We start from the raw sequence: 23,123 nt of genomic DNA, 5'->3' as shown, positions 1-23,123 counted from the left end.
CGCTTTCCTCACTCCTGTTTTATTTCGTTGCGACGATCTTCTCGATGTTCTCCCTGCCGACCTTCTGCTCGAACTTCGTCCATACGCCGCGCGTCGCATCCGCGAAGGCCTTCATGTCGACATCACGGTTGATCTCGCTCTTGCCGCTCTCCTGGATCTTCTTCCAGTAGCCCTCTTCGAGCTGGCGGCACAGATCGCGCTGCCAGTCCCTCGATTCGTTCGCCGCTTCCTGGACCTTGTCCTGGAGGTCTTTCGGAAGCTTGTTCCATGCCGTGAGACTCACGAGCATGGGCTCGGCGGAATAGGTGTGTCCCGTTAGGGAGATATACTTCTGTACCTCGAAGAACCGCGCCGTGTAGATATGGGCCGCGGGATTCTCCTGCCCGTCGACGACGCCCTGCTGCAGCGCCGTGAAGAGCTCTCCGAACGCCATCGGCGTCGGGTTGGCCCCGAGGGCCTTCATCATCTCGATATAGATCGGCTGCTCCATGACCCTGATCTTGAGTCCTTTCATGTCTTCGGGCTTCCGGATCGGATGCTTGCTGTTGGTCATGTGACGAACGCCATTCTCGTAGTAGGCGAGAAGCTTCATTCCCTGCAGCTTCTGCGCGATCTCCATTCCGACCGTATCGAGCGCCTTGTACGCGTGCTGCACGTCGCGGAAGATGAACGGAAGATCGAAGACCGCGACCTGCGGAAGGAAGTTCCCGAGGACCGCGGTGCTCGTCATCGTGAAGTCGATCGTCCCGAACTGCGTCCCTTCGACGAGGTCGCGCTGATTGCCGAGCTGGCTGCTCGGGAAGACCTGGATCTCGACCTTTCCGCCCGTCTTTTCCTTGACGAGCTGGGCGAACTTTTCCGCGCCCTTCGCGTAGGGGTTCTCCGGATCGGCTATGTGTCCGAGCTTGAAGACGAAATCCGCAGCGTTCGCCGCGACCGCGATTCCGAGAACGAGGGCTCCCGCAAGAAACAGCAATCTCATTCCGCGTTTCATGGGTCTGTCACGCTCCTTCGTGAAAGTGAGGGTCTCGTCTCCCGGCGCGACCGCCGGGGCGACTCAATTATTGAATCTTTTTTCTGTTTTTGCAAAGTATTCGGACGTTCTGTCCGAATGAGAACAGTTTCGTTCAGTAGCGGAAACGGGGCGGGAATTCCGGAGTCGTCGCCGTCATGGCCCGGCAGCTTTCCGGAAAAAGACCGAAAGTGTTCAAAAAGCGGATGGTCCTTTCTCCTCTTCCTGCGCGATGAGCGAGTAGACGTGAACGGGGCGCCCTATTTCACGGTACTGGCGCTGGACATCCGCCCTGCCCGCCGCCACGAGATATTCGAGATACCTCCGTGCCGTCACCCGCGAGATTCCCGTCTGCGCCGCGACATCCTCGGAGGAAAGCGAAGTGGCCGACTCACCGAGGAAGGCCTCGATCCTCGCGAGCGTTCCCGCGTTGAGGCCCTTCGGCATCCCGGCCAGGATGTTCTTTCTGTTGCGGAGCAGGAAGAAGCGGTCGATATCCTCCTGGCTGCACTCGCCGCTTCCGGAGAGGATTTTCCGGCTCAGGTCCCGGTACGCCGTCAGCGCCGCCTTGAATCGCTCGAAGGTGAATGGCTTGAGAATATAGTCGAAAACGCCGAAACGAAGGACGTCCTTGACCATCGCCACCTCGTGGGCGGCGGAGACGATCACGACGTCCACGCTCCTTCGCAGGTCGCGGAGGCGTTCGAGCGTCGCGAGGCCGTCTTTCTCGGGCATATACAGGTCGAGGATGAGGAGATCGACGACGGAGCGTTCAAGGATCTCGAGCGCCTTCGTTCCGTTCGGCGCGGCGCCGACGACGCGGAATCCCGGAACGGCGTGGACGAACTGTTTCTGGATGTCCGTCACCATCGGGTCGTCCTCGGCGATCAGCACCCGGATCGGTTTCACGTCGGGTTTCATTCTCCTCCCTCCCCGTACGGAAGACAGACGACGAACTCGCATCCTTCCCCCGGAACACATGCGGCAGACACGTCGCCTCCGACGGATTCGACCGAATTCCTGAGGTTGAAGAGGCCGTAGCCCCGTTCGAGCCCTTTCGTCGAGAAGCCGGGTTCGAAGATCCGCCGCGTGACGTCCTCGGGGATTCCGACTCCCGTGTCTTTCACGGATATCAGGATTTTTCGCGATTCGTCGAACACGGAGAACTCCACCTTTCTCTCCGCCCCGTCCGTCCTCGCGATGACCGCTTCGACCGCGTTGTCGAGGAGATTTCCGACGACCGTCACAAGGATCTGGTCTCCCGGTTCCGAACGGGACTCGAGCATACTGTCGGGATCGATCTCGAACCGGATCCCGAGTTCGCGGCACCTGCTGTTTTTCCCGAGGAGAATTCCGCCGACCGCGGGATTCCTGATACGCCGCGCGATGAATGACAGCAGCGACTGGTGCGATTCGACGACGCTCGAGATGAATTCGACGGCGCGGCCGCTTTCACCGAGCTGGATCAGGCCGGAGATCGTCTGGAGCCGGTTGAGGAACTCGTGGTTCCGAGCCCGGAGAGCCTCCACGTAGCGTTTGACTCCCGTCAGTTCCTCGGCGAGCGAAAGGACGTCCGTCATATCTCGAAAGCTCGCGATCGCTCCGACGACCTTCCCGTCCGACAGGATCGGGACGCGGTTCGTGAGGACTCTCGATCCCCGGAGAAGCTGCTCCTGTTCGAGTTCCGCCTTTCCGGTCGCGAGGACGACCGGCAGCCTCGTGTTCGGAATGACATCCTCGACCGGTCTTCCGATCGGGTCCGACATGACGCTCAGGAGGTCTCTCGCCGCGCCGTTCATAAGGCTGACGCGTCCGCCGGAGTCAACCGAGACGATCCCCTCGGGAACGGATTCGATGATCCCGTCGAGCTCTCTGGTCACGCGGACGATCTCGTAGGGTTCCAGACCACCCATGACGCGCTTGATGCTCGATGCGAGGAACGCGACGCCGCAGGCCCCCACGAGAAGTCCGAGGATCAGGGCGGTCACGAGGAAGTGCTCGAGAACCCCGAGGCTCCGCCGGACATCGCTCAGCAGAATCCCGACCGCGACGGCGCCGACCTGCGTCCCGTCGCGGTAGATGGGGGTAAACGCACGCATCGACGGACCGAGTGTCCCGACGGCCTTGGAGACATACGTCTCTCCGTGAAGGACAAGCCCCTCGTCGCCTCCGACGAACGGTTTTCCGATGCGATCCGGAACGGGGTGCGAGTAGCGAATGCCGTTCATGTCGAACACGACGACGTATTCCGCTCCGGTCTTTTCCCGGATGCGTTCGGCTATCGGCAGGATGATCCGCTCTCCGCCCTTTTCGCCCACCGCGCGCTGGATGTCCGGAATTTCCGAGACAGACAGGGCGACGTTTTTCGCGTTCTCTCCGAGTCGCGTTTCGAACTGTCCCGTCATGGCCGGTCCGAGAAAAAAACCTGCGGCAAGAAGCCCCGCACACCAGAAGGCGATCCCCGCGAGGGCCATTTTGGTCCGGATCCGCATCGGAGAACATTCCTTCAGGAGCCGCCTCACGGAAGTCCACATTCGTCCGCGTATTCCCCCGCTTTCGCGTATTCTGTTGTGTAAGAATATCATATCGAATCGTACATCCGGGCCAACGTCCCCTGTTTGAACAGGCCGTTCCTTGACGAACCGGAACGCGTTTCGTATCGTATATCGCCGGATGAAGACGGAGGGGGATTCCATGACTTTTTCGGTCCATACGGTCGTCAACGACTGCCAGGATTGCTACAAGTGCGTCCGTGCGTGCCCCATGAAGGCCATCGAGGTCCGCAACGGTCATGCCCGCGTGATTCCCGAGAGCTGCGTCCTCTGCGGCAGGTGCGTCACCGTGTGCCCCGTGGGGGCCAAGAGGATCCGCGACGATCTCCGGCCCGTCCGCGAACTCGTCGCCTCCGGAAGGCCTGTCTATGCTTCCGTGGCCCCTTCATGGGTCGGAGTCTTTCCCGAGGTCTCTCCCTTCCATCTCGTAGCCGCTCTGCGTCGCCTCGGTTTCACGGCCGTCGGCGAAACGGCGCTCGGAGCCCAGGAGGTTTCCGCGCGCGTCTCGCAGATTCTGGAAACCGCGAAGCCCGGACTTTATCTCTCGACGGCGTGCCCGAGCTTCGTCCGCTATATCGTCACGCACCAGCCTCGGCTCGTCCCGTCGCTGACGTCCGTCTCGTCGCCGCTCGTCGCACACTGCCATCTTCTGAGACGCACCATCGAGACCGACGCCGCGATCGTCTTCATCGGCCCGTGTATCGCGAAAAAGTGGGAGGCGGAGATGCACCCCGAGGCTCTCGACGCGGCTCTAACCTTCGAAGACCTCCGGAAGTGGCTCGAAGAGGATTCCGTCGATCCGCTGACGTTTCCCGAAAGCGACGGAACTTTCTTTCCGTATTCGGCCGAAGAGGGGACACACTACCCCGCCGAGGGTGGCATGAACGATACGATCCGCGCGTCGGGTCGCTGCCGGGACGTCAGGTTCGTCACGCTCTCCGGGCTCGACACGATCCGTCTGGCTCTCGAGGATGTCCGTCCCGAACGGTTTGACGCCCCGGTCTTCGCGGAGTGCCTCGCCTGCACCGGAGGGTGCATCAACGGTCCCGCGTCCGCGTCTTCCCGTCCGGCGTTCGCGCGGTGGATGGACGTCAAAAAGCGTGCGGGGAATCTTTCGGAAGCCTCCGGAAGGACGAATCGGATCGATCCGGGAGAACACTTCGCGCCGGCGGCTCTTCCCGATGTTCCGGTCACCGAGGAAGAGATACTCGGCGCGCTCCGACTCGTCGGCAAGATCAGGAAGGAAGACGAGATGAACTGCGGCGGATGCGGCTACGACACCTGTCGGGAGTTCGCGAGGGCATTGCTTCGCGGAAGCGCCGAGGTTACGATGTGCGTCTCCTATATGCGCAAAAAAGCGCAGAAAAAAGCAAACGCCATCCTGCGATGCATGCCGTCCGGCGTGGCGATCGTCGACCAGAACCTCTCGATCGTCGAGTGCAACGAACGGTTCGCCGCCCTCATGGGCGAGGAGATCCGGGCGCTCTACCTGACGACCGACGGGTTGCGCGGCGCCGACATCGAAAAGCTCGCCCCTGCCATCGCGAATATCTTCCGGGGTGTCCTCGAAACCGACCGCGACATCCATTTCGATCATTTCGCGCTCGGGGAGCAGCTTTTCGAAATCACGATCTTTTCGATCGAACCACATCAGACTGTCGGCGCGGTCATTCTCGATGTCACGAGGCGCGAACTCCGCAGGGACCAGATCGCCCACAGGGCCGAAGAAGTCATCCGGAAAAATCTCGCCACCGTTCAGGAGATCGCCTGTCGTCTCGGCGAGAACATGGCCGAGACCGAGATTCTTCTGCGGGCCATCGCCGAAGGCTACGGAACGGAAAACGATCGCGCACCGCGGACGCCCGCCTGACGGGAAACCGGATCCCACGCTTTGAAAGGAGAACCCCGCCCGCGTTCTCAGCTCTTCATTTTCTGCGATTTCATCGATAGAGAGATTCGTCGCCGCCGAAGATCGACATCGAGGACGGTCACCTGGATACGCTGTCCGGCGCGAACGACATCGGCGGCATTCGAAACGAAGCGATCGGCAAGCTGACTCACGTGAACGAGGCCGTCCTGGTGGACGCCGATGTCGACAAAGGCTCCGAAGGCCGTGACGTTCGTGACGACACCCGTCAATACCATTCCCGCCGACAGGTCGGTGACCTCCCGGACATTTTCCGCGAACGGGATCGCCTCGAACGAAGCCCGGGGATCCCGTCCGGGCTTCGCCAACTCAGCGAGGATATCCCGCAGCGTCGGAATTCCAGCCTCGGGACAGACATACCGGTCGATGTCGATTTTGCTCCGCGTCGATTCGTCGCCGAGCAGGTCCGCAATCGTGCAGCCGAGATCCCCTGCCATTCGTTCGACGATCCCGTAGTTTTCCGGGTGGACGGCACTTGCATCGAGCGGGCGCTCTCCGGCGCGGATACGCAGAAATCCCGCGGACTGCTGGAACGCCTTTGGACCGAGTCGCGGGACCTTGCGAAGATCCGATCGCGTCCGAAACGGACCGTTTTCATGCCTGTAGGCCACGATGGCAGCAGCGAGCCCCGATCCCAGTCCGGACACCGACGCGAGCAGTTGTCTGCTCGCGGTGTTGACCTCGACGCCGACGCTGTTGACGCAGGAACTCACTACATCGTCGAGCGCCTGTTTCAGAAGCTTTGGATCTACATCGTGTTGATACTGTCCGACACCGATAGACTTCGGATCGATCTTCACGAGTTCCGCGAGCGGATCCTGGAGTCTGCGCCCGATCGACACGGCACCCCGTACCGTCAGATCCTGATCCGGGAATTCCTCCCTCGCCGCATCCGATGCCGAATAAACCGACGCGCCGCTCTCGTTCACCGATACAACGACGGGATTTCCAGGCAATGAAAGCTCCCTGAAGAATTTCTCCGTTTCACGTCCCGCCGTCCCGTTTCCAATCGCCACGGCCTCGGGATCGTATCGCTCCGCAAGTTCGCGAACCTTTCTGACCGCGTCCGAAATTTCGCGGTCTCCACGCTGCAGGTAAATCACATCCGTTGCGAGCAACGATCCCTGCGCATCGAGCATCGCGAGCTTGCACCCGGTCCGGACACCAGGATCGACCGCAAGAACGGGTTTTTGGCCGAGCGGCGCTTCCATCAGAACATCGCGGACGTTGCGCGCAAAGACGACGACGGCCTGTTCGTCCGCGATACGCTTGAGCACACCTCTGAGTTCGTTTTCCATCGAAGGAGCCGCAAGGCGCCCATAGCCGTCGCGCACGGCCTCGCGCACCTGCTCCGCGGCGCGCGAGGCTCCGGCTGTCCCCGGGACGAAGAAGCTCTCCATAATCAGGATCCCCTCCTCCTCCGCCGGCAGGAACGAGAGGGAAAGCGCCCCCTCGCGCTCCCCGCGGAACAATGCGAGAATCCTGTGGGACGGGACTGTGCGGACGGATTCGTTCCACTCGAAGTAGTCCCGGTACTTCGCCCCCTCCTCCTCTTTCCCCTTCACGACCTTCGATCGAAGCGTCGCGCGGCGGGCGAAGAGTTCCCTGAGCGACGCCCGTACTCTCGAATCCTCGCTCGCCCGTTCCGCGATGATATCCCGTGCCCCGGCAAGAGCCTCTCCCGGATCGCCTACTCCCTTTTCCCGATCGAGGAAACGTCGCGCTTCCGTCTCGGGATCGACGTCGGCTCTCTTTCCCGCAACAGCCTCCAGGAGAAGATCCGCAAGCGGCGCCAGCCCCTTCTCCGCAGCAATCGACGCCCGCGTCCGGCGCTTCGGCCGGAACGGGAGGTAGATATCTTCAAGCCGCGCAAGCGACTGCGCCTTCCCGACCGCCTCCCGGAGACCGTCCGACAGCAGTCCGCGCTCCTCAAGCGAGCGCAGCACCGCCTCCCGCCGCTTGTCAAGCTCGGCAAGCTGTCCGAGTCTGTCGCGGATGGTAACGATCGCGACCTCGTCGAGAGAGCCCGTCGCTTCCTTCCGGTACCGTGCGATGAACGGAACCGTGGAGCCTTCCTCAAGCAGTTCCGCCGCAGCGGCAACCTGTTCCCGCCCGATACCGATCTCCTTCGCGATGAGCAAGCAATGAAGCGTATTCAAATTCCGATGCCCCCCTGTTCCGTCACCCAACGGACAGTCTTCGAGAACCGCCCTATTGTACTATACGAGAAAAGAAAGGCGGCTCCCTGAAGGGAAGCCGCCCTCTCACGCCGCAATCGGATATTCTGTCCGTCACCGCACAAGGAGATTCGGCAGGTATGTCACGAGCCCCGGAAATGCGATGATGAGCATGAGCGCCGCAGCCATCGATCCGATAAACGGAAACACGAACGGGAATGAACTCTCGTAGCTCGTGTCCGTCACTTTACAGGCCGTGATCAGGTCCACGCCAAGCGGCGGGGAATTCGCGCCTATGGCCAGGTTGACGGCGATCATCACGCCGAGATGGATCGGGTCGACGCCGATCTGCTGCATGATCGGCATGAAGATCGGCACGATGATGATGACGACCGCAATGGTCTCCATGAACGTCCCGAGAATCAGCAGGAGAATGTTGAACATGATCAGGATTCCCCAGTAGCTCTTCGAGACGGAGAGGATGAACGTCGCCACCTTCTGCGGAATCTGGTCGGCAGCGAGGATCCATCCGAACAGCGACGCCGAGGAGATGATGAGGAGCACCGATGCACTCGTGATGCCTACGGAATAGCAGACGTCGAGAAACGCGCTCAGGGTCAGCTTCCGGTATACGAACGCCGAGAGGATCAACGCGTAGAGAGCCACGACCGCGCCGGTTTCGGTCGCCGTGAAAATGCCGCTCCGGAAGCCGGCAACGATCAGGAAGGGCGCTCCGAGAGGCAGCAGGGCTTCGCGAAACGCCGACTTCACTTCCTTCCACGTCGGACGCTCGCCCCGCGGATAGTTTTCCTTCCGCGCGAAATAATACGAAAGCGCCATCAGGAAAATTCCCAGAAGGATCCCAGGAACGATGCCCCCGATGAAGAGCTTTCCGATCGAAGCTCCCATGGTGACTCCCAGGATAACCATGACCATGCTCGGCGGAATGATCGTCCCGAGCGACCCGGCACAGCCGAGAAGCGCCGCCGTGAAAGGTCTTCGGTATCCCTGTCGGTTCATCATGGGGACGACGATCGATCCGATCGCGACGACATCCGCCACTCCTGACCCGGAAATCGCTCCGAACAGCATGCACGAGACGACGAGCACCATGGCGAGTCCTCCCGGGATCCACCCGACGAGGACGTACGCGAAACGCATGATCTTCGGCGTGATTTCTCCGGCCGCCATGAGCGCCCCGCCGAGAAGAAAGAGCGGAATCGCGAGCAGCGTGAAGGAATCGACGCCCACGACCATCCTCTGGGCGACGACCATGAGCGGGACCGCGTCCCCGATGATCAGGTACAACGTGGCCGACGCCCCTATCGCGAAGGCGATCGGGACACCGGAAACCATCATCGCGAGCATGGCTCCTACGAGCAGGATCATGACCCCTGGCCTCCGCCGTTCCTACCGGAAAGCGCCATGACGGCAAGCAGAAGGATCAGCGCCATCCCGAACGGCAACGCAAGATACATGATCCCCGCGGAAATCCCGAGCGACTGGGTCGTGTCCTCCCACGTCCGTTCGACAACCTGCCATCCCGACCGGCATGCGACCGCAACGAACGCCAGCGTGATCGTCGTGTTGATCGCCCGGAGCGCCGTCTTCGCCACCTTCGATCTCAAGGCGTCTCCGAACATATTGATTGCGATATGGTCGCCCTTCAGAAACGCGGCGGCAGCCCCGACGAACGTGAGCCAGACAAGAACGGTCTGCGAGAGTTCAGCCCCCCACGGGATCGGCGCTTTCAGCACGAAGCGACAGGAGACCTCGACGACGACTTCGACGAACATGACGATGATCGATAGAACGACAAACCATCGAAGCCCCCGCGAAAGAAAAGCCCTCATCGATTACTTTCCGGCCTCCTCGACGAGGTCGAGCAAATCCTTGCCGAAGACTGATTCATAGGCTTTCCAGACGCTCTTGACAGCCGCACGGAAGGCGGTCGTATCGACGGTCCGGACATCCACTCCCTTTTCCCTGATCTTCGCGACAAGTTCGTCGTCCGAGGCTCGGATCATCTTCCGCTCCTCGTCCCGCCACTTCGCTGCGCTTTCGAGAACGACCTTCCTGTCCGCGTCCGAAATCTTCTTCCAGATATCCTTGTTCACGCACAGGATCGCGGATGTCCAGATGTGGCTCGTCAGCGACAGATTTTTCTGAACTTCCGAGAACCCGTTCGAGAAGAAGATGGCGAGCGGATTTTCCTGCGCGTCGACGACCCCCTGCTGGAGTGCGGAGTAGAGTTCGCCGAACGGGATCGGCATCGGGGAGGCGCCGAGCGCGTTGAATGTGTCGAGGCGCATCTTGTTCGGCGTGACGCGGATCTTGAGCCCCTTGAGGTCCTCCGGAGCGAGGATCGGCTTTTTGCTGTTGGAAATGTGACGGAAGCCGTTCTCCCACCACGAGAGTCCGACAACTCCCTTTTTCCCGAGAATATCGAACAGCGCTTCGCCGAGTTTCCCGTCGAACGCCTTGTACGCCTGTTCGTGGTTCGCAAAAGCGTAAGGCAACTCCTCGATGCCGAATTTCGGGTCGAGGCTCTGGAAAGACGATCCTCCGATAAGGCCGCCATCGACGGTCCCCATGCGGAGCCCCTCGATAAGATCCTTCTCGTTGCCGAGCTGTGAACTCGGGAAGATCTTGACGAGCACACGGCCTCCGGTCGCCTTTTCGACATCCTGCGCGAAGCCGTTCAGTGCGACGTTCCACGGATGATCCGGATTCAGGACGTTGCCGATCTTCACCGTCACGGAATCGGCGGCGAATGCGACTGTTGCGAGAAAAACGGAAATTGCCAGCATCAAAACGACTTTTTTCTTCATGGTTGTGCTCCCTCCTTGGGATACCGAGAAAGATTCGATTCTGTCCGCAAACAACTGACATGCCGGGTAATCGACGCTTTCGCCTGAGGGGCATCACCTCTTTTCATGAATTCTATCGTTGAGGCATTGTATCACGGAACAACGGTAACGATATCATGGAAAGATGTCCCTTCGTACACTTTTTATCTCTCTTCGCAATTTGCGATCGCAGGTCTTTCCCCGTACAATACTTTCATAATCCATTGTTTTTCCGCAGCATTGAAAGCGGCGGATTCTTCCGAGAGGGGTATGTCTCATGCGTGTGAAAAGGGGACACTGCATTCGTGTCCATTATACCGGGAAATTGACGGACGGTTCAGTCTTCGATTCTTCGGCGGGGAGAGAACCTCTGGAGTTCGTTGTCGGTACCGGGCAGATGATTCCAGGCTTCGATTCGGGAGTCGTCGGAATGGAGGTCGGCGAAGTGAAAACGCTGCGGCTTCCGCCCGAAGAGGCGTACGGGGTCCGGGACGAAGACATGCTCTTCCGGCTCCCTCGTTCTCTGCTTCCGAAGGGATACACGCCCGTCGTCGGAGAAGTTCTGCAGATGTCATCCCGCGACGGAGTTCCGATGCGCGTCTCCATCAGGGAAATCGAAGGAGACCAAATCCTGCTCGACGCGAATCACTTTCTCGCCGGCAAATCGCTGATTTTCGACGTGACACTCGTCGAAATCGTGAAATAGCGACGTGAATCCAGAAAGCGCGGGCCGCTTCCGGTTTCCTCCGGAAGCGGCCCGCGCTTTTATCGTATGGCGTCACGACACTCGTTCAGCTGTGGGCCCTGCGATATGACGAATAGAGCGACAGCGCGGCCAGCACGAGAAAGACGACGCCTATCGGTCGCGTCCACAGGAACGAATAGCTCCCCTGGTACATGAGAACCGCGCGCCGCAGGTTGCTCTCCGCCATCGGACCGAGAATGACCGCAAGGATGATCGGAGAGGACGGCATATCGACCTTCTGCATAAGGTATCCGATGACGCCGAACCCGATACAGACCCATACGTCGAAGATGCTGTTGTTCATCGAATACGCCCCCACGATCGAAAGCGTTATGATCGTCGGAATGATGATCCGTTTGGACAGTTCGACGACCCGGCAGAAGAGCCTGACACAGAGAAGTCCCAGTGCGAGCATGAGAATATTCCCGACAAGAAGCGAAGAAAAAAGCCCATATACGATGTCCGCGTTTTTCGTGAAGAGCAGCGGTCCCGGCTGCAACCCCTGGATGATCAGGGCGCCGAGCAGGATCGCCGTCACGGCGTCGCCGGGAACACCGAGCGTCAGCAACGGAACCATCGCTCCGCCCGTTACGCCGTTGTTTCCGGCTTCTGGGGCCGCAACGCCCTCGAGACACCCCGTGCCGAATTCCTTTCCCCGCTTCGAGGAACGCCGGGCCTCGTTGTAGCTCACGAAGGCGGCGATGTCGGCTCCGGCGCCCGGAATGGCGCCGATGAACGTTCCGATGAGCGCCGACTTGATCATCGTCGGCAAGAGTGCGAGCGTTTCTTTCAGAGAGACCATCCCACGTTTGAAATTCGTGTCGATCGTCTGCGACCCTTCGAAGATCTTCTCCATCTGGACGAACGCCTCGGCGAGCGCGAAGAGCCCTATCAGAACGGGAATGATGGCGAAACCGTTGTACAGGTTGATCTGTCCGAACGTGAAACGCGGAAAGCTCGTCACGGGGTCGAGGCCGACCGTCGAGATCAGCAGGCCGAACATTCCCGAAAGAAGTCCTTTGACGGGACTTTTTCCGGAGATACTCGCGATGATGCTCAGGCCGAAAACGGCGAGCGCGAAGTATTCCGGAGCGCCGAAGCGGAGCGCGAATCCCGCGAGGATCGGAGAAATCGTGATGAGCATTATCGTGCTCACCATGCCGCCGATAAACGAAGCGATCGCCGAAACGGAAAGCGCCTTCGCGGCTTCGCCCTTTCGCGCGAGTTCGTATCCGTCGAGCACCGTCGCGGCGGCGGCGGGCGTCCCGGGTGTCTTCAGCAGGATCGCCGAGATGGACCCGCCGTAGATGGCACCTATGTAGATCCCGCACAGCATCACGAGCGCCTTCGTCGCCTCCATGCCGAACGTGAACGGCAGGAGGACGGCCACCCCCATGGTAGCCGTCAGTCCGGGCAACGCACCGATGACGATGCCTCCGGTGACCCCGATTACGAGAAACGGGAAGATCGCGAACGAAAACGTCGTCTGGAGACCGCTCCAGAGCAGGGATAGCATCGACGACTCCCTCCCTAAAAGTAGAATAGCCCCTCGGGGAGGGGAACGACGAGAATTTTGCAGAAAACGATATAGACGAGGAGCGAGATTGTCACAGGGAACACGCTCAGCGTCGGCAGGCCGCGTACGCCGAACAGGAAAAGCAGAACGATATTGAGAGCGATCGTGGCCAGAATGAAGCCGAGAGGTTCCAGAAGAAGCACGTACGCGCAGAGAACGACGAGACCGATCAACGGCATCCGGACTTCCCTCGGAAAAAGATCCGAAAGTGTTCGTCCGTCTTCGGGAAACTTGTTCCCGTAATTCAGCCATGCAAGCAGCAGGGCGAGAGCAACCGTCCCCCACACGAGGATTTCGGGGAAGAACGCCGCGCCGACGTAATCGTCGGAGATCAGCGTCTGCTGAAAGCCTGCGATCTGATACAGAACGAAAGCGCTCAGAAGAAGAAAAACAACTGAGATAAGATAATTGGCTGTTTTCACGGCATATCTCCTCACGGAAAAAAGAGGCGGCACCTACGGCCGCCCCCGATCTCTTGCCGAACGGCGGAGTTTCCCTTAAGTTCGGTTATTTCTGTTGCAGTTTCTTCACTTCCTCGACGATCTGAGTCAGCGACGTGACGTCGTTATCGACAAAGGTCCTGAAGTCTTTCGCGTTCATGAAACGAATTCCAAGGGTCCGCCCTTTCATGAACGATACGAAGTCGGGTTCCGCGACGGCTTTCTCGAACGCTGCGCCGAGGATCGTCCTGACAGCGTCGGGAGTCCCCTTCGGAACGGCGAGTCCGCGCCATGTCCCCGTCACGATCGGGTATCCGAGTTCGGTCATCGTCGGAACGTCCGGAAGACCGGCCATGCGTTTGTCGGAGCAGACGCCAAGGGGCTTGAGCTGTCCGGACGTGATCTGGGAAATCGCTTCGCCGGGGTTGACCATCGAGAACTCCACGTGGCCGCCCATCAGCGCAGGAATCGCTTCCGCGGCGCCATTATACGGGATCTGGTTGAACTTGACCTTCTGGTTCAGCTCGAGGGCGAGAAGGTAGAAATTCGGCTTCGCCGTGCTTCCGAATTTAACGGTTCCCGGACCCGCCTTCGCCGCCTCTATGACATCCTTGACGGATGCGAACTTCGATCCGGGCTGGACGAGCACGATCGCCGGATCTTCGTTCACGAGCGCGATGAGATCGAAGTTCCCCGGCGTGATCTGGGCGAGCCCCATCTGCGGAAGCCACGCGATCTCGCGCGTGACCATCGTCACGGTGTAGCCGTCCGCCTTCGACGTCGCGCCTTCGGTCATTCCGACCGCTCCCGAACCGCCGGCTTTGTTCACCACGACAACCGGCTGGCCGAGATGCTTTTCCGCCGCACTCGCAAGGGCGCGCGCCACCGCATCCGTTCCGCCGCCCGCGGCGAACGGAACCAGGAGTTTGATATTCTTCGTCGGAAAGTCCGCCGCGAACGCCGTGCAACCGAGAACACCCAGAACGAGAGCCAGCGCGAGAGCAAGTTTCTTCATCGTACATCCTCCTAGAATAAAGTAGTTGCAACTGGGACAGCAAAGAGCCCGAAGAGTTGCGACGATAATAGAGGTATGCAGGGTGAGAGTCGCCGTTTCATCCCTTGGGATGCAAGTCTCGTAAAGGAGTTTGGCGCCTCGCCTCTTGCGGCGTTGCACGAATGAGCTGGATGTTGGGGCCGCCTGCGGCCGTCTCCGTCTGTCCAAGGAGGTTGTGCGCCGCAGGAGCGTGAGGATGTCCTGCAAATTCACCGTATGGAGTGTGCGTCATGCTGTATCTTGGAATCGATATCGGGAAAAACAATCACGAAGCCGGGCTCGTCGACGAGGATGGCGCTCGCCGGGGAAAATCCCTTCGGTTCTTCAACGATCAGGAAGGTTTTTCCTCGCTGCCGCAGTTCCTCGAACAGAAAGTCGGAGAGAACGAGGATCTGTGCGTCGGAATGGAAGCCACGGGGCACTACTGGCTTGCCCTGTATTCCTTCCCGCACGGAAAGGGCTTCAGGCTTCATGTCATCAATCCGATTCAATCCGACAGTTTTCGGAACTTTCACATCCGACAGGTGAAAACGGACTCGGTCGACTGTTTTCTCATCGCCGAGGTCATGCGATTCGGCAAGTTTTCCGAGACCCGTCCGGCCGACGAGGATGTTCTCGCGCTCCGCAATCCGGCCCGTTTCCGCGAATCGCTCAAGGACAGCTGCGCCGACTACAAGCGTCAGGTCGTCACCGTTCTGGACCAGGTCTTTCCCGAGTACGACTCGCTCTTTTCCGATATGTTCGGTGAAGGCTCCAAGGCCTTTCTCAAAACCTGCGGAACGCCTGAACAGGCATTGGAACTCGATACGAAGTCTCTGGCCGCGTTGTTGCGAAAGGCGAGCAGAGGGCGACACGGCGCGAAAAAGGCCGACGAGATCAATTCGCTTGCGGGACGTTCCGTCGGAATGACTCTCTGTCGGGACGCCTTCGCTTTCCGGCTGAAGATCCTCATCGAGCGGATCGAGTTCACCGAAAGGCAGATCGGCGAGATCGACGAAAAGCTCGCCCGACAACTGAAGAAGCTGAACTCGGTCGTTCTCTCCATTCCGGGCGTCGGCCCCGCAACGGGAGCGATCATCCTGGGCGAGATCGGAGACATCAACCGCTTCGAGAATCCCAAAAAGCTCGTCGCTTTCGCGGGCATCGATCCCACTGTGATGCAGTCCGGCAATTTCTCCGGAACTCACAACCGGTTCTCGAAAAGGGGATCGCCTCATCTGAGGAGAGCCCTCTGGATGTCCGCTGTTGTCGCCGCCCGCTTCGATCCCGTATTCAAGGCCTTCTACGAAAAGAAACGAAGCGAGGGGAAAGCCTACGGCACAGCTATCGGCGCCGTCGCCAGAAAGCTCACCTACGCCATTTTCGCGATTCTGAAGGCGAACAGACCCTATGAGGTCCGAATGATTCCCGAAGCCTGATCCCGAGCCGACAGAATTTCCCGCCGCTTCCCGCTCCCCTTCAGGAACGGGATGGTTTCGCTTGCTCTTTTTCCGGGCTCTATTTTGCTGTCAAGGTGCAATGCCGCATCATGTTCGAAAAAAATCCCCTATCTCCTTCAACATGAGCGCGGCCGCGAATGCCGCGGCTCTCAAGCTGCATCATGTTCGAAAAAAATCCCCTACCTCCTTCTTGCTGCTCTTCCTAACCTGATCCCTTGACTTTTGATAGCTGGTCTCCTTGGATATGTGACGTATATTCCGGACACCTTCGGCGATACTACCTCGAAAGCCAGCCTCCGTCGACCGCAACGACATACCCCGTCACGTAACCGGAGGCCTTCGACGAGAGGAAGACGGCAGCCCCCTTGAGGTCGTCCGGGGTTCCCCAGCGCCCCGCGGGGATCCGTCCGAGGATCTCGTCGTGACGTTTGGGATCATTCCGCAATGCTTCCGTATTATCCGTCGCCATATAGCCTGGAGCGATCGCGTTCACCTGGATGCCGTACTTCGCGAGATCGTTCGCGAGGAGCTTCGTCAATCCCGCGACGGCACTCTTGCTCGCGGTGTACGAGGGAACCCGGATGCCCCCCTGGAATGAAAGCATCGACGCGACGTTGACGATCTTCCCGCCGCGTCCCTGTTCGGCCATGCGCCTCGCGACCGCCTGCGAGAGGAAGAAGAGGCTCTTGAGGTTGACGTTGATCACGTCATCCCAGTCCTGTTCGCCGAATTCGAGGATATCGGCGCGCCGGATGATTCCCGCGTTGTTCACGAGAATATCGACGCCACCCATCGCCGAAACGGTATCGGAGACAATCGCCGGAATGCGCTCCTGACTTGCGAGATCCGCCTTTACGAACAGAAATTTCCGCCCGAGTTCCCGTACGCGCGATTCGAGCTCGGGCATTTCGATCGGCCCGACCCCGACGATGTCCGCCCCAGCTTCCGCCAGCCCTTCAGCCATCCCGTATCCGAGCCCCTTCCGGGCTCCCGTAACGATGGCAATCTTTCCGTCGAGTCTGAAAAGATCGAGAATCATATCGTTCGTCGCCGTCCTTTCGTCCAATCCGGCACCTGGTTCAGCCGCTACATTATGCCGAAGGTTGCGAACGCCTCGACGGTGGACATCCCCCGGGATATCGCCTTCGCGACCAGATTTTCCCCCTCCGCCTTTTCGAGGGCTTTCGCCACGGCTTCTTTTTCGGCGACCCGCTGAATGACGACGACCCCTCCGATATCGCCGAAAAGGAGATCACCGTTCTCTACGCGTACGCCGTTCGGGAACTCGATCGCACAACGGTAGTCGACGACGCGGCCTCGCGGTCCCTGGTCCTGCGCGTAGGTCCCCCACGAGAAAACCGGGAACGGATACGAGCACATCTGGTGCGTATCCCTGGAATATCCGTGCATCACGGCACCCGCGGCTTTCAGGTACACCGCCCGCATCGTCATCAGTCCGCCCCAGTGCGCATAATCGGGCGCCCCTCCCGCGCAGATGTACACTTCGTCCTCCCTGAGGTCGTCGAGCGCTTCGAACATGAGGCCGAAGGGAGCTTTCTTCCCTGCCGAACTGATTTCGACTCCGCAGCAGTCCGCCTCGAGGACGGTCATCGCCCGGCCGGCCAGAATCATATCCGGTTTCAGCGGCTGGATCTCCGGCGGCAGGAACTGCCTCACGAACCCCATCGTATCGAGAACGTCTCCGACAAGCGCCGTAAAGAGCGACCGGCGCGTGAGGGACAAGAGCTCCCGGTCAGTACTCCACAATTCCGTCGTCATCCACTCCTCCTCGCAAAAGACCTCCGGCCCGGACGCCTATTTCAGCGTTGCCATCGGGACGGCGTCAATATCGGAGAACGTCTGATTTTCCCCGGCCATCCCCCAGACGAACGTGTAACTGCAGGTTCCGACGCCGGAATGGATGGACCAGCTCGGAGAAATCACCGCCTGACCGTTCCGAACGACGATGTGCCTGCCCGGACAGTTCCTGAACCGCCGATATTGAGAACCGCCATTTCCCGGCGCTGAAGGAAAAGGTCCACGCCGAGCTCGGGACCGCATTCGAGAGCGAGCTGTCTCGAAACGGGATACGCCGACGCCGTGATCATTCTGTCCACATGCGAATACACCATCGGAATTTCGTCAGGCGCGAAGAGCCCTTCGATCAGAAATTCCTTCCTGAGGGCGTCCGTACCGTAATGCCTTTTAATGTCTTCAGGGTTCGCCGAGTTGCGAATGTCCATATCCGACGCCCCCTTGTCGTCCGGTTGTCTCCATCCATCCCCAGGCACTGTCTTGACCGTCGCTTTCCGTACACCAGCTCGCGAGAGATCTCCAGCGCGGTGTCGCGGACGCGGATACCGAGCGAACGCGACTGTTCGTCGCTGAATCGGCAGGAGGGAGAACTCACGCTCACCGCCCCGACAGGATATCCGCGAAGATCGAGGATCGCCGCTCCGACACATCGGATTCCCTCTTCATTCTCTTCTTTCTCCTCGCAGAATCCTCGGTTTCCGCAACGGACGAGAATATCCTCCAGACACCGCCGCTCCGTAACCGTTCGATCCGTGTGCGCCCGCATTTCCGTCTTGTCGAGATACTCATTCCGTTCCGTTTCCGGAAGGACCGACAATACTGAACGTCCGGCAGACGTACTGTAAAGATCCCTCCTCGCACCGATCCGCGAACGCGTGCCGACGGGATGAGGGCTGTCGATCTTATCCAGGTAAAAGATCTCTCCGCTTTCGTACACAAAAAGACGGACCGTCTCCCGGCAAATATCCCACAGTTTGCGCAAGAACGGACGCGCGATCTCCGCAAGCCCCGTTTTTCTTCCGGTATGCCTCGGCCCAGAGAAGGACCGTAGGTCCGACCGCTTTTTTCATAATATTCCACCTGATAGAATAGTGATTCTAAGGATGAAACATAAATACCTTACGATACCGTCCGACCTCTGTCAACACTCTATTCAAACAGATCTTCCTGAATTTTTACGAAATGAATCGGCAGGAACCACTTTCCATGACGAAACGGGAAAACTTCCGTGGAACGTTTTACCGGACAGGAATCCGTTACAATGAGCGAGACGGCATCATGGAAAACGAAAACGGAGGGAGAGCGGCCCCATGGAGTATGCAACTGTGCCTCCAGCGCGATGCATCATCCTGGACGAGCGAGACAATGTCGCGATCCTCCCCGACGGCGGTGTCGGAGGGACGTATGCGGCATGTCTTCCCGGACGGCTGGCCGGGGATATCCCCAGGGGGCACAAGGTCGCCGTCAGAGACATCGGGGCGGGAGAGGCGATCGTCAAATATGGCCGCCGGATCGGACAGGCCACCCGGCCGATCGTGCCGGGGGAGTGGATTCACACCCACAACGCCGAATCGGCTCTCCGGGCGGAATGGGACATGACATGGTCCCGGACGGATGAAACGGCCGAAGTCCGTACCCAACCCCCTCCCTCGTTCATGGGGTTTCCCCGCAATGAAGGGGTTCCCGGAATCAGAAACGATCTTTGGATCATTCCGGCGGTCGGCTGCGTCAACGACTACCTCAGATTTCTCGTGAAGGACTACGTCCGTGATCCATGGATTACGGACGTCAGGGTTCTTGCGCATCCGTACGGCTGCTCGCAGCTCGGCGAGGATCTCGAGAGGACGATCGCCATCCTCGCCGGACTCGCACGGAACCCCTGCGCCGCTGGCGTCGTCACCGCCGGGCTCGGATGCGAAAACCTCCGGAGGATCTTTCTCGAAACGCGTCTGCACGACGTGAAAAAGGTTCGATTCCTCTTCCTTCAGGAGGTCGAAGACGACCGTTCGGTCATGCTCTCGCTCCTCGACGAACTCGCGGACGCCGCGCCGCGGGAACGTCTTCCGTTTCCGCTTTCCGACGTGGTGATCGGCGTGAAGTGCGGCGGCAGCGACGGTTTTTCCGGCCTTTCGGCAAACCCGCTCTCGGGACGCGTCTCGGACGCAGTCTGCACCTGGGGCGGACGCGTCCTGGCAACCGAAATCCCGGAGATGTTCGGCGCAGAGAGTGTCGTCGCTTCCCGGATCGCCGAAAGGAGCGTCTTCGACGCTTTCGTCGGAACAGTCAGGTGGTTCCGCGACTACTACGCCTCGCACGGACAACCTGTCTACGAAAACCCATCTCCGGGAAACAGGGACGGCGGCATTACGACGCTCGAGGAGAAATCCCTCGGAGCGGTCATGAAATTCGGTTCCAGTCCCGTCACGGATGTCCTTTCGATGGGGATTCACGGAACGAAGAGCGGCGTCAATATCGTTTTCGGCCCCGGGAACGACCTCGTCTCAAGCACGGTCATCGCGGCCGGCGGCGCACAGATCGTCCTCTTCACGACGGGACGGGGGACCCCGTTCTCGACCGTCGTCCCAACGATCAAGATTTCGTCGAACACGGCTCTTTCGAAGCGCAAGCCTCTCTGGATCGACTTCGACGCCGGACCATTGCTCGAAGGGGAGAATCCGCCCGCGATGGCCCGGTCCCTGATCGGACTGCTCGCCGAGACGGCTTCGGGACGACTTACGAAAAGCGAACGGAACGCCTGCGCTGAAATCGCGATTTTCAAGGACGGCGTCACGCTGTAACGTTCTCGATCGACCGGAAACCGACAGGAGGGAGACAATTTATGAAGGACTACACGGTACTGCAGTTCGGCGAGGGAAATTTCATCCGTGCGTTTTTCGACTGGATGCTCGAACGGATTTCCGCCGCGACCGGGGAAAACCATTCCGTTTTCCTCGTGCAGCCCATTCCGCAGGGACGTGTCGCGGAGATCGTCGCCACGCGGGACTATTCCGTGCTGCTGCGTGGGTACCGAAACGGAGTTTACGAGGAGACGCTCGAATCCGTCGGCGTCATAGCCGGAGGGTGCAACCCGTTCGAAGAGGACGGAATGGAGCGGATGCTCAGCGCCGCGCTCAGCCCGACGCTCAAGGCCGTCACGTCGAACACGACAGAAGCAGGCATCTTTTTCGAAGAACACCACAAACCGCACAACTATGCGTCGCTCCTCGCTGCTGCGCTCCACGCCCGTTCCGCGAAAGGCCTGCCGCCTCTTTCGATCCTGCCGCTCGAACTCATCGAGAATAACGGACAGACGCTCAAAAAGTGTGTCGAGCGTTACGGTCGCCTCTGGAAGTATGACGATGCTTTTTTCGCGTATCTGGACGAATGCCGCTTCTACGATACGCTCGTCGACCGGATCGTGCCAGGATTCCCCGCAAAAGACGCTCCAAAGATCTACAGGCGGCTCGGGCGCGAGGATCCGAATATCACATCCGGAGAACTATTCCATCTGTTCGTCGTTCAGGGCGACAAAAGGATCCTCGACATCCTCCCCTTCCACAAGGCGGACCTGAACGTCATTGTCACCGACGAGAGACTGGGCTTCTACCGCGACAGGAAAGTCCGTATTCTGAACGGTGTTCACACGGCATCCGTCCCGGTTGCGCTGCTGAACGGCGTCGAATACGTCCGGGACTTCGTCGAGGATCCGCGCTTCGAGCCGGATCTTCGACGTCTCGTTCACGACGAGATCGTCCCTGCATTCTCGGATGACCCGGAGACGCACAAGTACGGAGACAACGTTCTCGAACGCTTCCGGAATCCTGCGCTCGAACACGCGTTTCGCTCGATCGCGCTCAACTCCGTCGCGAAGTGCAACACGCGCCTCCGCCCGACACTCGAGGGATACTTTTCAAAGTTCGTCGAGCTTCCTCCCGTTCTCACGAACTGCATCGCCGCGATGACGGACCTGTACTACTGCGATGGAGTCCGCGAACTTCCCGGAGGTCCGTTCGTTCTCCAGGATTTCGGCCAGCTCAGGGGACGTTCCGTTGCCGACATGACCGACAGCTTCTTTCCGAATCTGAGCGCACCGCTCCGGAAAGAACTTGTCGAAGTACTCGAACGGCACCGATGCAGATAGAAGATGCAACAATACGGCGGGAGGGGGCGAGCTCCCTTCCGCTGCGCCCGAGCACTTCATGATTTCTCTTACTGCGGTATGACGAGATTCGGAACGAACATCACGATCTGCGGAACAAAGGTTATGAAAAACAGTACGACGACCATGGTGACATAGAACGGAATCATCGCCCTCGTCGCCTCTTCGATCGATATCTTCCCTACCGCGCACCCGACGAACAGCGCGCGATCCCACCGGCGGAGTGCAGAGCCCGATGCAGAGATTGAGCGTCATCATGATTCCGAACTGTACCGGGGCCATCCCGAGCGTCTTCACGACGACCGGATACAGGATCGGCGTAGTGATCAGGATGAGCGACGCCATGTCCATGATGCAACCGAGCCCGAGCAGCAACAGGAGAACGACCGGGTTGTCGGAAATCGTCAGCAATGCATTCGTCGCCATCGCCGGGATTTTCAGATAGGCGAGCAGCCAGCCGAAAGCCTTCGCGGTGGCGATGAGACTCATGACCATCGCCAGAGTCTTGAGCGACGAGTACAGAATCTTGTTCATCCTGCTCAGCGGGATTTCCCTGTAGATGAAGAAGGTCACGATGAAGGCATACACGTACGCGACCGCCGCCGACTCCGTCGCGGTGAATACCCCGGAGATGACGCCGCCCATGATGATGACGGCGATGATGAAGAATGGAATGGCCAGGAGCGAAAACGAGTTCACCCCCTGAACCATTTGCTGCAAAATGACCATGAGAGGGATCTTGAGATACATCGCGGTCGCGATCGACGAAACCGCAAGCGAGAACGTGATCGGAACCTTGAGTACGAGCAGTGCTGCAAAGGAGCCGAGGAGGATCCAGGAAGCGAGCGTCAGGTCAGGCATCGCCCGAGCACCTCCCGCCGGAAAGCGTCCGGTCGAGATTCTCGTCCCCCTTGTCGAAGCCAAAGAGATTCATGAGGGATTCGTACGTCACGAGAATACCCGCCAACACAAGCGGAAAGTACATGACCGCCGCCGGGAACTCTGAGGCGGGAAGGATTGACGTGCTCGTGAACCCGACGAGGATCCATCCGTAGTGGATCATGACGTACCCAAGAAACAGCGTGACGAGATCCGAAAGCTTCGGGAGCAGAAAATCCATGGTCGGCGTCAGATCCTTCGGAAAGAGGCAAAGGCTGATATGAAGTCGCTGCTTTACCCCGAGAACCATGGAAATGAACGTGAACCATACGACGATGACGAGCGATATTTCCTCGGACCATCCGATTCCCGAGTTCATGACGTAACGCATAAAGACGTTCACCGACGTCAGGATCACCATCGCCGCGAGGAGAACTTTCGCGGACATCACCAGAATGAAATGAATGAAGCGAAGTAAGGCCGTCAGTGCCTTCACACG

General features: G+C 59.4%; 21 protein-coding genes and 1 pseudogene. 5 read left to right on the top strand and 17 right to left on the bottom strand.

Annotated features, from left to right (window positions below):
* Positions 1-19: 19 nt before the first annotated feature.
* From ACZ5IU_RS13380 to ACZ5IU_RS13370, 3 genes are all read right to left on the bottom strand, one after another.
* Complete coding sequence (locus tag ACZ5IU_RS13380) at positions 20-994, bottom strand: TRAP transporter substrate-binding protein (protein WP_464418137.1); 975 nt, start codon at positions 992-994, stop codon at positions 20-22.
* Positions 995-1,207: 213 nt separating this feature from the next.
* Positions 1,208-1,933 (bottom strand): response regulator, encoded by a 726-nt coding sequence (locus ACZ5IU_RS13375; RefSeq protein ID WP_464418135.1) that lies wholly within the window; start codon positions 1,931-1,933, stop codon positions 1,208-1,210.
* The gene (locus tag ACZ5IU_RS13370) at positions 1,930-3,546 is read right to left on the bottom strand and encodes an ATP-binding protein (protein WP_464418133.1); all 1,617 of its coding nucleotides are present in this window, start codon (positions 3,544-3,546) and stop codon (positions 1,930-1,932) included. The genes ACZ5IU_RS13375 and ACZ5IU_RS13370 overlap by 4 nt, the downstream gene beginning before the upstream one ends.
* Positions 3,547-3,706: 160 nt before the next feature.
* Between ACZ5IU_RS13370 and ACZ5IU_RS13365 the strand changes: the two genes are divergently transcribed.
* Complete coding sequence (locus ACZ5IU_RS13365; RefSeq protein ID WP_464418131.1) at positions 3,707-5,434, top strand: [Fe-Fe] hydrogenase large subunit C-terminal domain-containing protein; 1,728 nt, start codon at positions 3,707-3,709, stop codon at positions 5,432-5,434.
* 47 nt (positions 5,435-5,481) lie between these two features.
* Here ACZ5IU_RS13365 and ACZ5IU_RS13360 read toward each other — a convergent pair whose 3' ends face one another.
* The 4 genes from ACZ5IU_RS13360 to ACZ5IU_RS13345 form a co-directional block, all read right to left on the bottom strand.
* A complete protein-coding gene (locus ACZ5IU_RS13360; RefSeq protein WP_464418129.1) occupies positions 5,482-7,650 on the bottom strand; it encodes a Tex family protein in 2,169 nt (722 codons plus the stop codon).
* Between the two features lie 132 nt (positions 7,651-7,782).
* On the bottom strand, positions 7,783-9,057 hold the full coding sequence (locus tag ACZ5IU_RS13355) for a TRAP transporter large permease (protein ID WP_464418127.1): 1,275 nt from the start codon (positions 9,055-9,057) through the stop codon (positions 7,783-7,785).
* Positions 9,054-9,521, bottom strand: a complete 468-nt coding sequence (locus tag ACZ5IU_RS13350) for a TRAP transporter small permease (protein ID WP_464418125.1) — start codon at positions 9,519-9,521, stop codon at positions 9,054-9,056. Before ACZ5IU_RS13350 ends, ACZ5IU_RS13355 begins: the two co-directional genes overlap by 4 nt.
* A 3-nt stretch (positions 9,522-9,524) precedes the next feature.
* Positions 9,525-10,499 carry a TRAP transporter substrate-binding protein gene (locus tag ACZ5IU_RS13345; RefSeq protein WP_464418123.1) on the bottom strand — a complete coding sequence of 325 codons (975 nt, stop codon included), beginning with the start codon at positions 10,497-10,499 and terminating at the stop codon, positions 9,525-9,527.
* Positions 10,500-10,794: 295 nt separating this feature from the next.
* On the opposite strand from ACZ5IU_RS13345, the gene ACZ5IU_RS13340 reads away from it, so the two are divergent.
* Complete coding sequence (locus ACZ5IU_RS13340; RefSeq protein WP_464418121.1) at positions 10,795-11,223, top strand: FKBP-type peptidyl-prolyl cis-trans isomerase; 429 nt, start codon at positions 10,795-10,797, stop codon at positions 11,221-11,223.
* A gap of 85 nt (positions 11,224-11,308) precedes the next feature.
* On the opposite strand, the gene ACZ5IU_RS13335 is transcribed toward ACZ5IU_RS13340, so the two are convergent.
* The 3 genes from ACZ5IU_RS13335 to ACZ5IU_RS13325 form a co-directional block, all read right to left on the bottom strand.
* Entirely contained in the window at positions 11,309-12,778 is a 1,470-nt protein-coding gene (locus tag ACZ5IU_RS13335; protein ID WP_464418119.1) for a tripartite tricarboxylate transporter permease, read from the bottom strand.
* Between the two features lie 14 nt (positions 12,779-12,792).
* On the bottom strand, positions 12,793-13,260 hold the full coding sequence (locus ACZ5IU_RS13330) for a tripartite tricarboxylate transporter TctB family protein (protein ID WP_464418117.1): 468 nt from the start codon (positions 13,258-13,260) through the stop codon (positions 12,793-12,795).
* Between the two features lie 85 nt (positions 13,261-13,345).
* The gene (locus ACZ5IU_RS13325) at positions 13,346-14,293 is read right to left on the bottom strand and encodes a tripartite tricarboxylate transporter substrate binding protein (protein ID WP_464418115.1); all 948 of its coding nucleotides are present in this window, start codon (positions 14,291-14,293) and stop codon (positions 13,346-13,348) included.
* Between the two features lie 269 nt (positions 14,294-14,562).
* Here ACZ5IU_RS13325 and ACZ5IU_RS13320 point away from each other — a divergent pair, with 269 nt between their 5' ends.
* Positions 14,563-15,750 carry an IS110 family RNA-guided transposase gene (locus ACZ5IU_RS13320; RefSeq protein WP_464416206.1) on the top strand — a complete coding sequence of 396 codons (1,188 nt, stop codon included), beginning with the start codon at positions 14,563-14,565 and terminating at the stop codon, positions 15,748-15,750.
* 298 nt (positions 15,751-16,048) lie between these two features.
* Here the strand turns inward: ACZ5IU_RS13320 and kduD are convergent, their stop codons facing one another.
* From kduD to ACZ5IU_RS13295, 5 genes are read right to left on the bottom strand one after another with little or no spacing between them, the layout of a single operon-like run.
* Entirely contained in the window at positions 16,049-16,810 is a 762-nt protein-coding gene (kduD, locus tag ACZ5IU_RS13315) for a 2-dehydro-3-deoxy-D-gluconate 5-dehydrogenase KduD (protein ID WP_464418113.1), read from the bottom strand.
* Between the two features lie 47 nt (positions 16,811-16,857).
* Positions 16,858-17,550 (bottom strand): RraA family protein, encoded by a 693-nt coding sequence (locus ACZ5IU_RS13310; RefSeq protein ID WP_464418111.1) that lies wholly within the window; start codon positions 17,548-17,550, stop codon positions 16,858-16,860.
* Between the two features lie 36 nt (positions 17,551-17,586).
* Complete coding sequence (locus ACZ5IU_RS13305; protein WP_464418109.1) at positions 17,587-17,715, bottom strand: hypothetical protein; 129 nt, start codon at positions 17,713-17,715, stop codon at positions 17,587-17,589.
* The gene (locus tag ACZ5IU_RS13300) at positions 17,712-18,014 is read right to left on the bottom strand and encodes a hypothetical protein (protein WP_464421992.1); all 303 of its coding nucleotides are present in this window, start codon (positions 18,012-18,014) and stop codon (positions 17,712-17,714) included. Before ACZ5IU_RS13300 ends, ACZ5IU_RS13305 begins: the two co-directional genes overlap by 4 nt.
* Complete coding sequence (locus ACZ5IU_RS13295) at positions 17,936-18,568, bottom strand: IclR family transcriptional regulator (protein WP_464418107.1); 633 nt, start codon at positions 18,566-18,568, stop codon at positions 17,936-17,938. The genes ACZ5IU_RS13300 and ACZ5IU_RS13295 overlap by 79 nt, the downstream gene beginning before the upstream one ends.
* Positions 18,569-18,896: 328 nt before the next feature.
* Between ACZ5IU_RS13295 and ACZ5IU_RS13290 the strand changes: the two genes are divergently transcribed.
* Positions 18,897-20,384, top strand: a complete 1,488-nt coding sequence (locus ACZ5IU_RS13290) for a UxaA family hydrolase (RefSeq protein ID WP_464418105.1) — start codon at positions 18,897-18,899, stop codon at positions 20,382-20,384.
* 41 nt (positions 20,385-20,425) lie between these two features.
* Entirely contained in the window at positions 20,426-21,727 is a 1,302-nt protein-coding gene (locus ACZ5IU_RS13285) for a mannitol dehydrogenase family protein (RefSeq protein WP_464418103.1), read from the top strand.
* A 282-nt stretch (positions 21,728-22,009) separates the two neighbouring features.
* On the opposite strand, the pseudogene ACZ5IU_RS13280 reads toward ACZ5IU_RS13285, so the two are convergent.
* Positions 22,010-22,606, bottom strand: a pseudogene (locus ACZ5IU_RS13280) (TRAP transporter large permease subunit); the annotation flags it as partial.
* Positions 22,599-23,120: a TRAP transporter small permease gene (locus ACZ5IU_RS13275; protein WP_464418101.1), complete on the bottom strand. Its 522-nt coding sequence runs from the start codon at positions 23,118-23,120 to the stop codon at positions 22,599-22,601. The pseudogene ACZ5IU_RS13280 and the gene ACZ5IU_RS13275, both read right to left, overlap by 8 nt.
* Positions 23,121-23,123 lie beyond the last annotated feature (3 nt).

The organism is Lactivibrio alcoholicus, from assembly GCF_055390895.1.
This window is presented reverse-complemented; position numbering and strand designations above follow the sequence as displayed.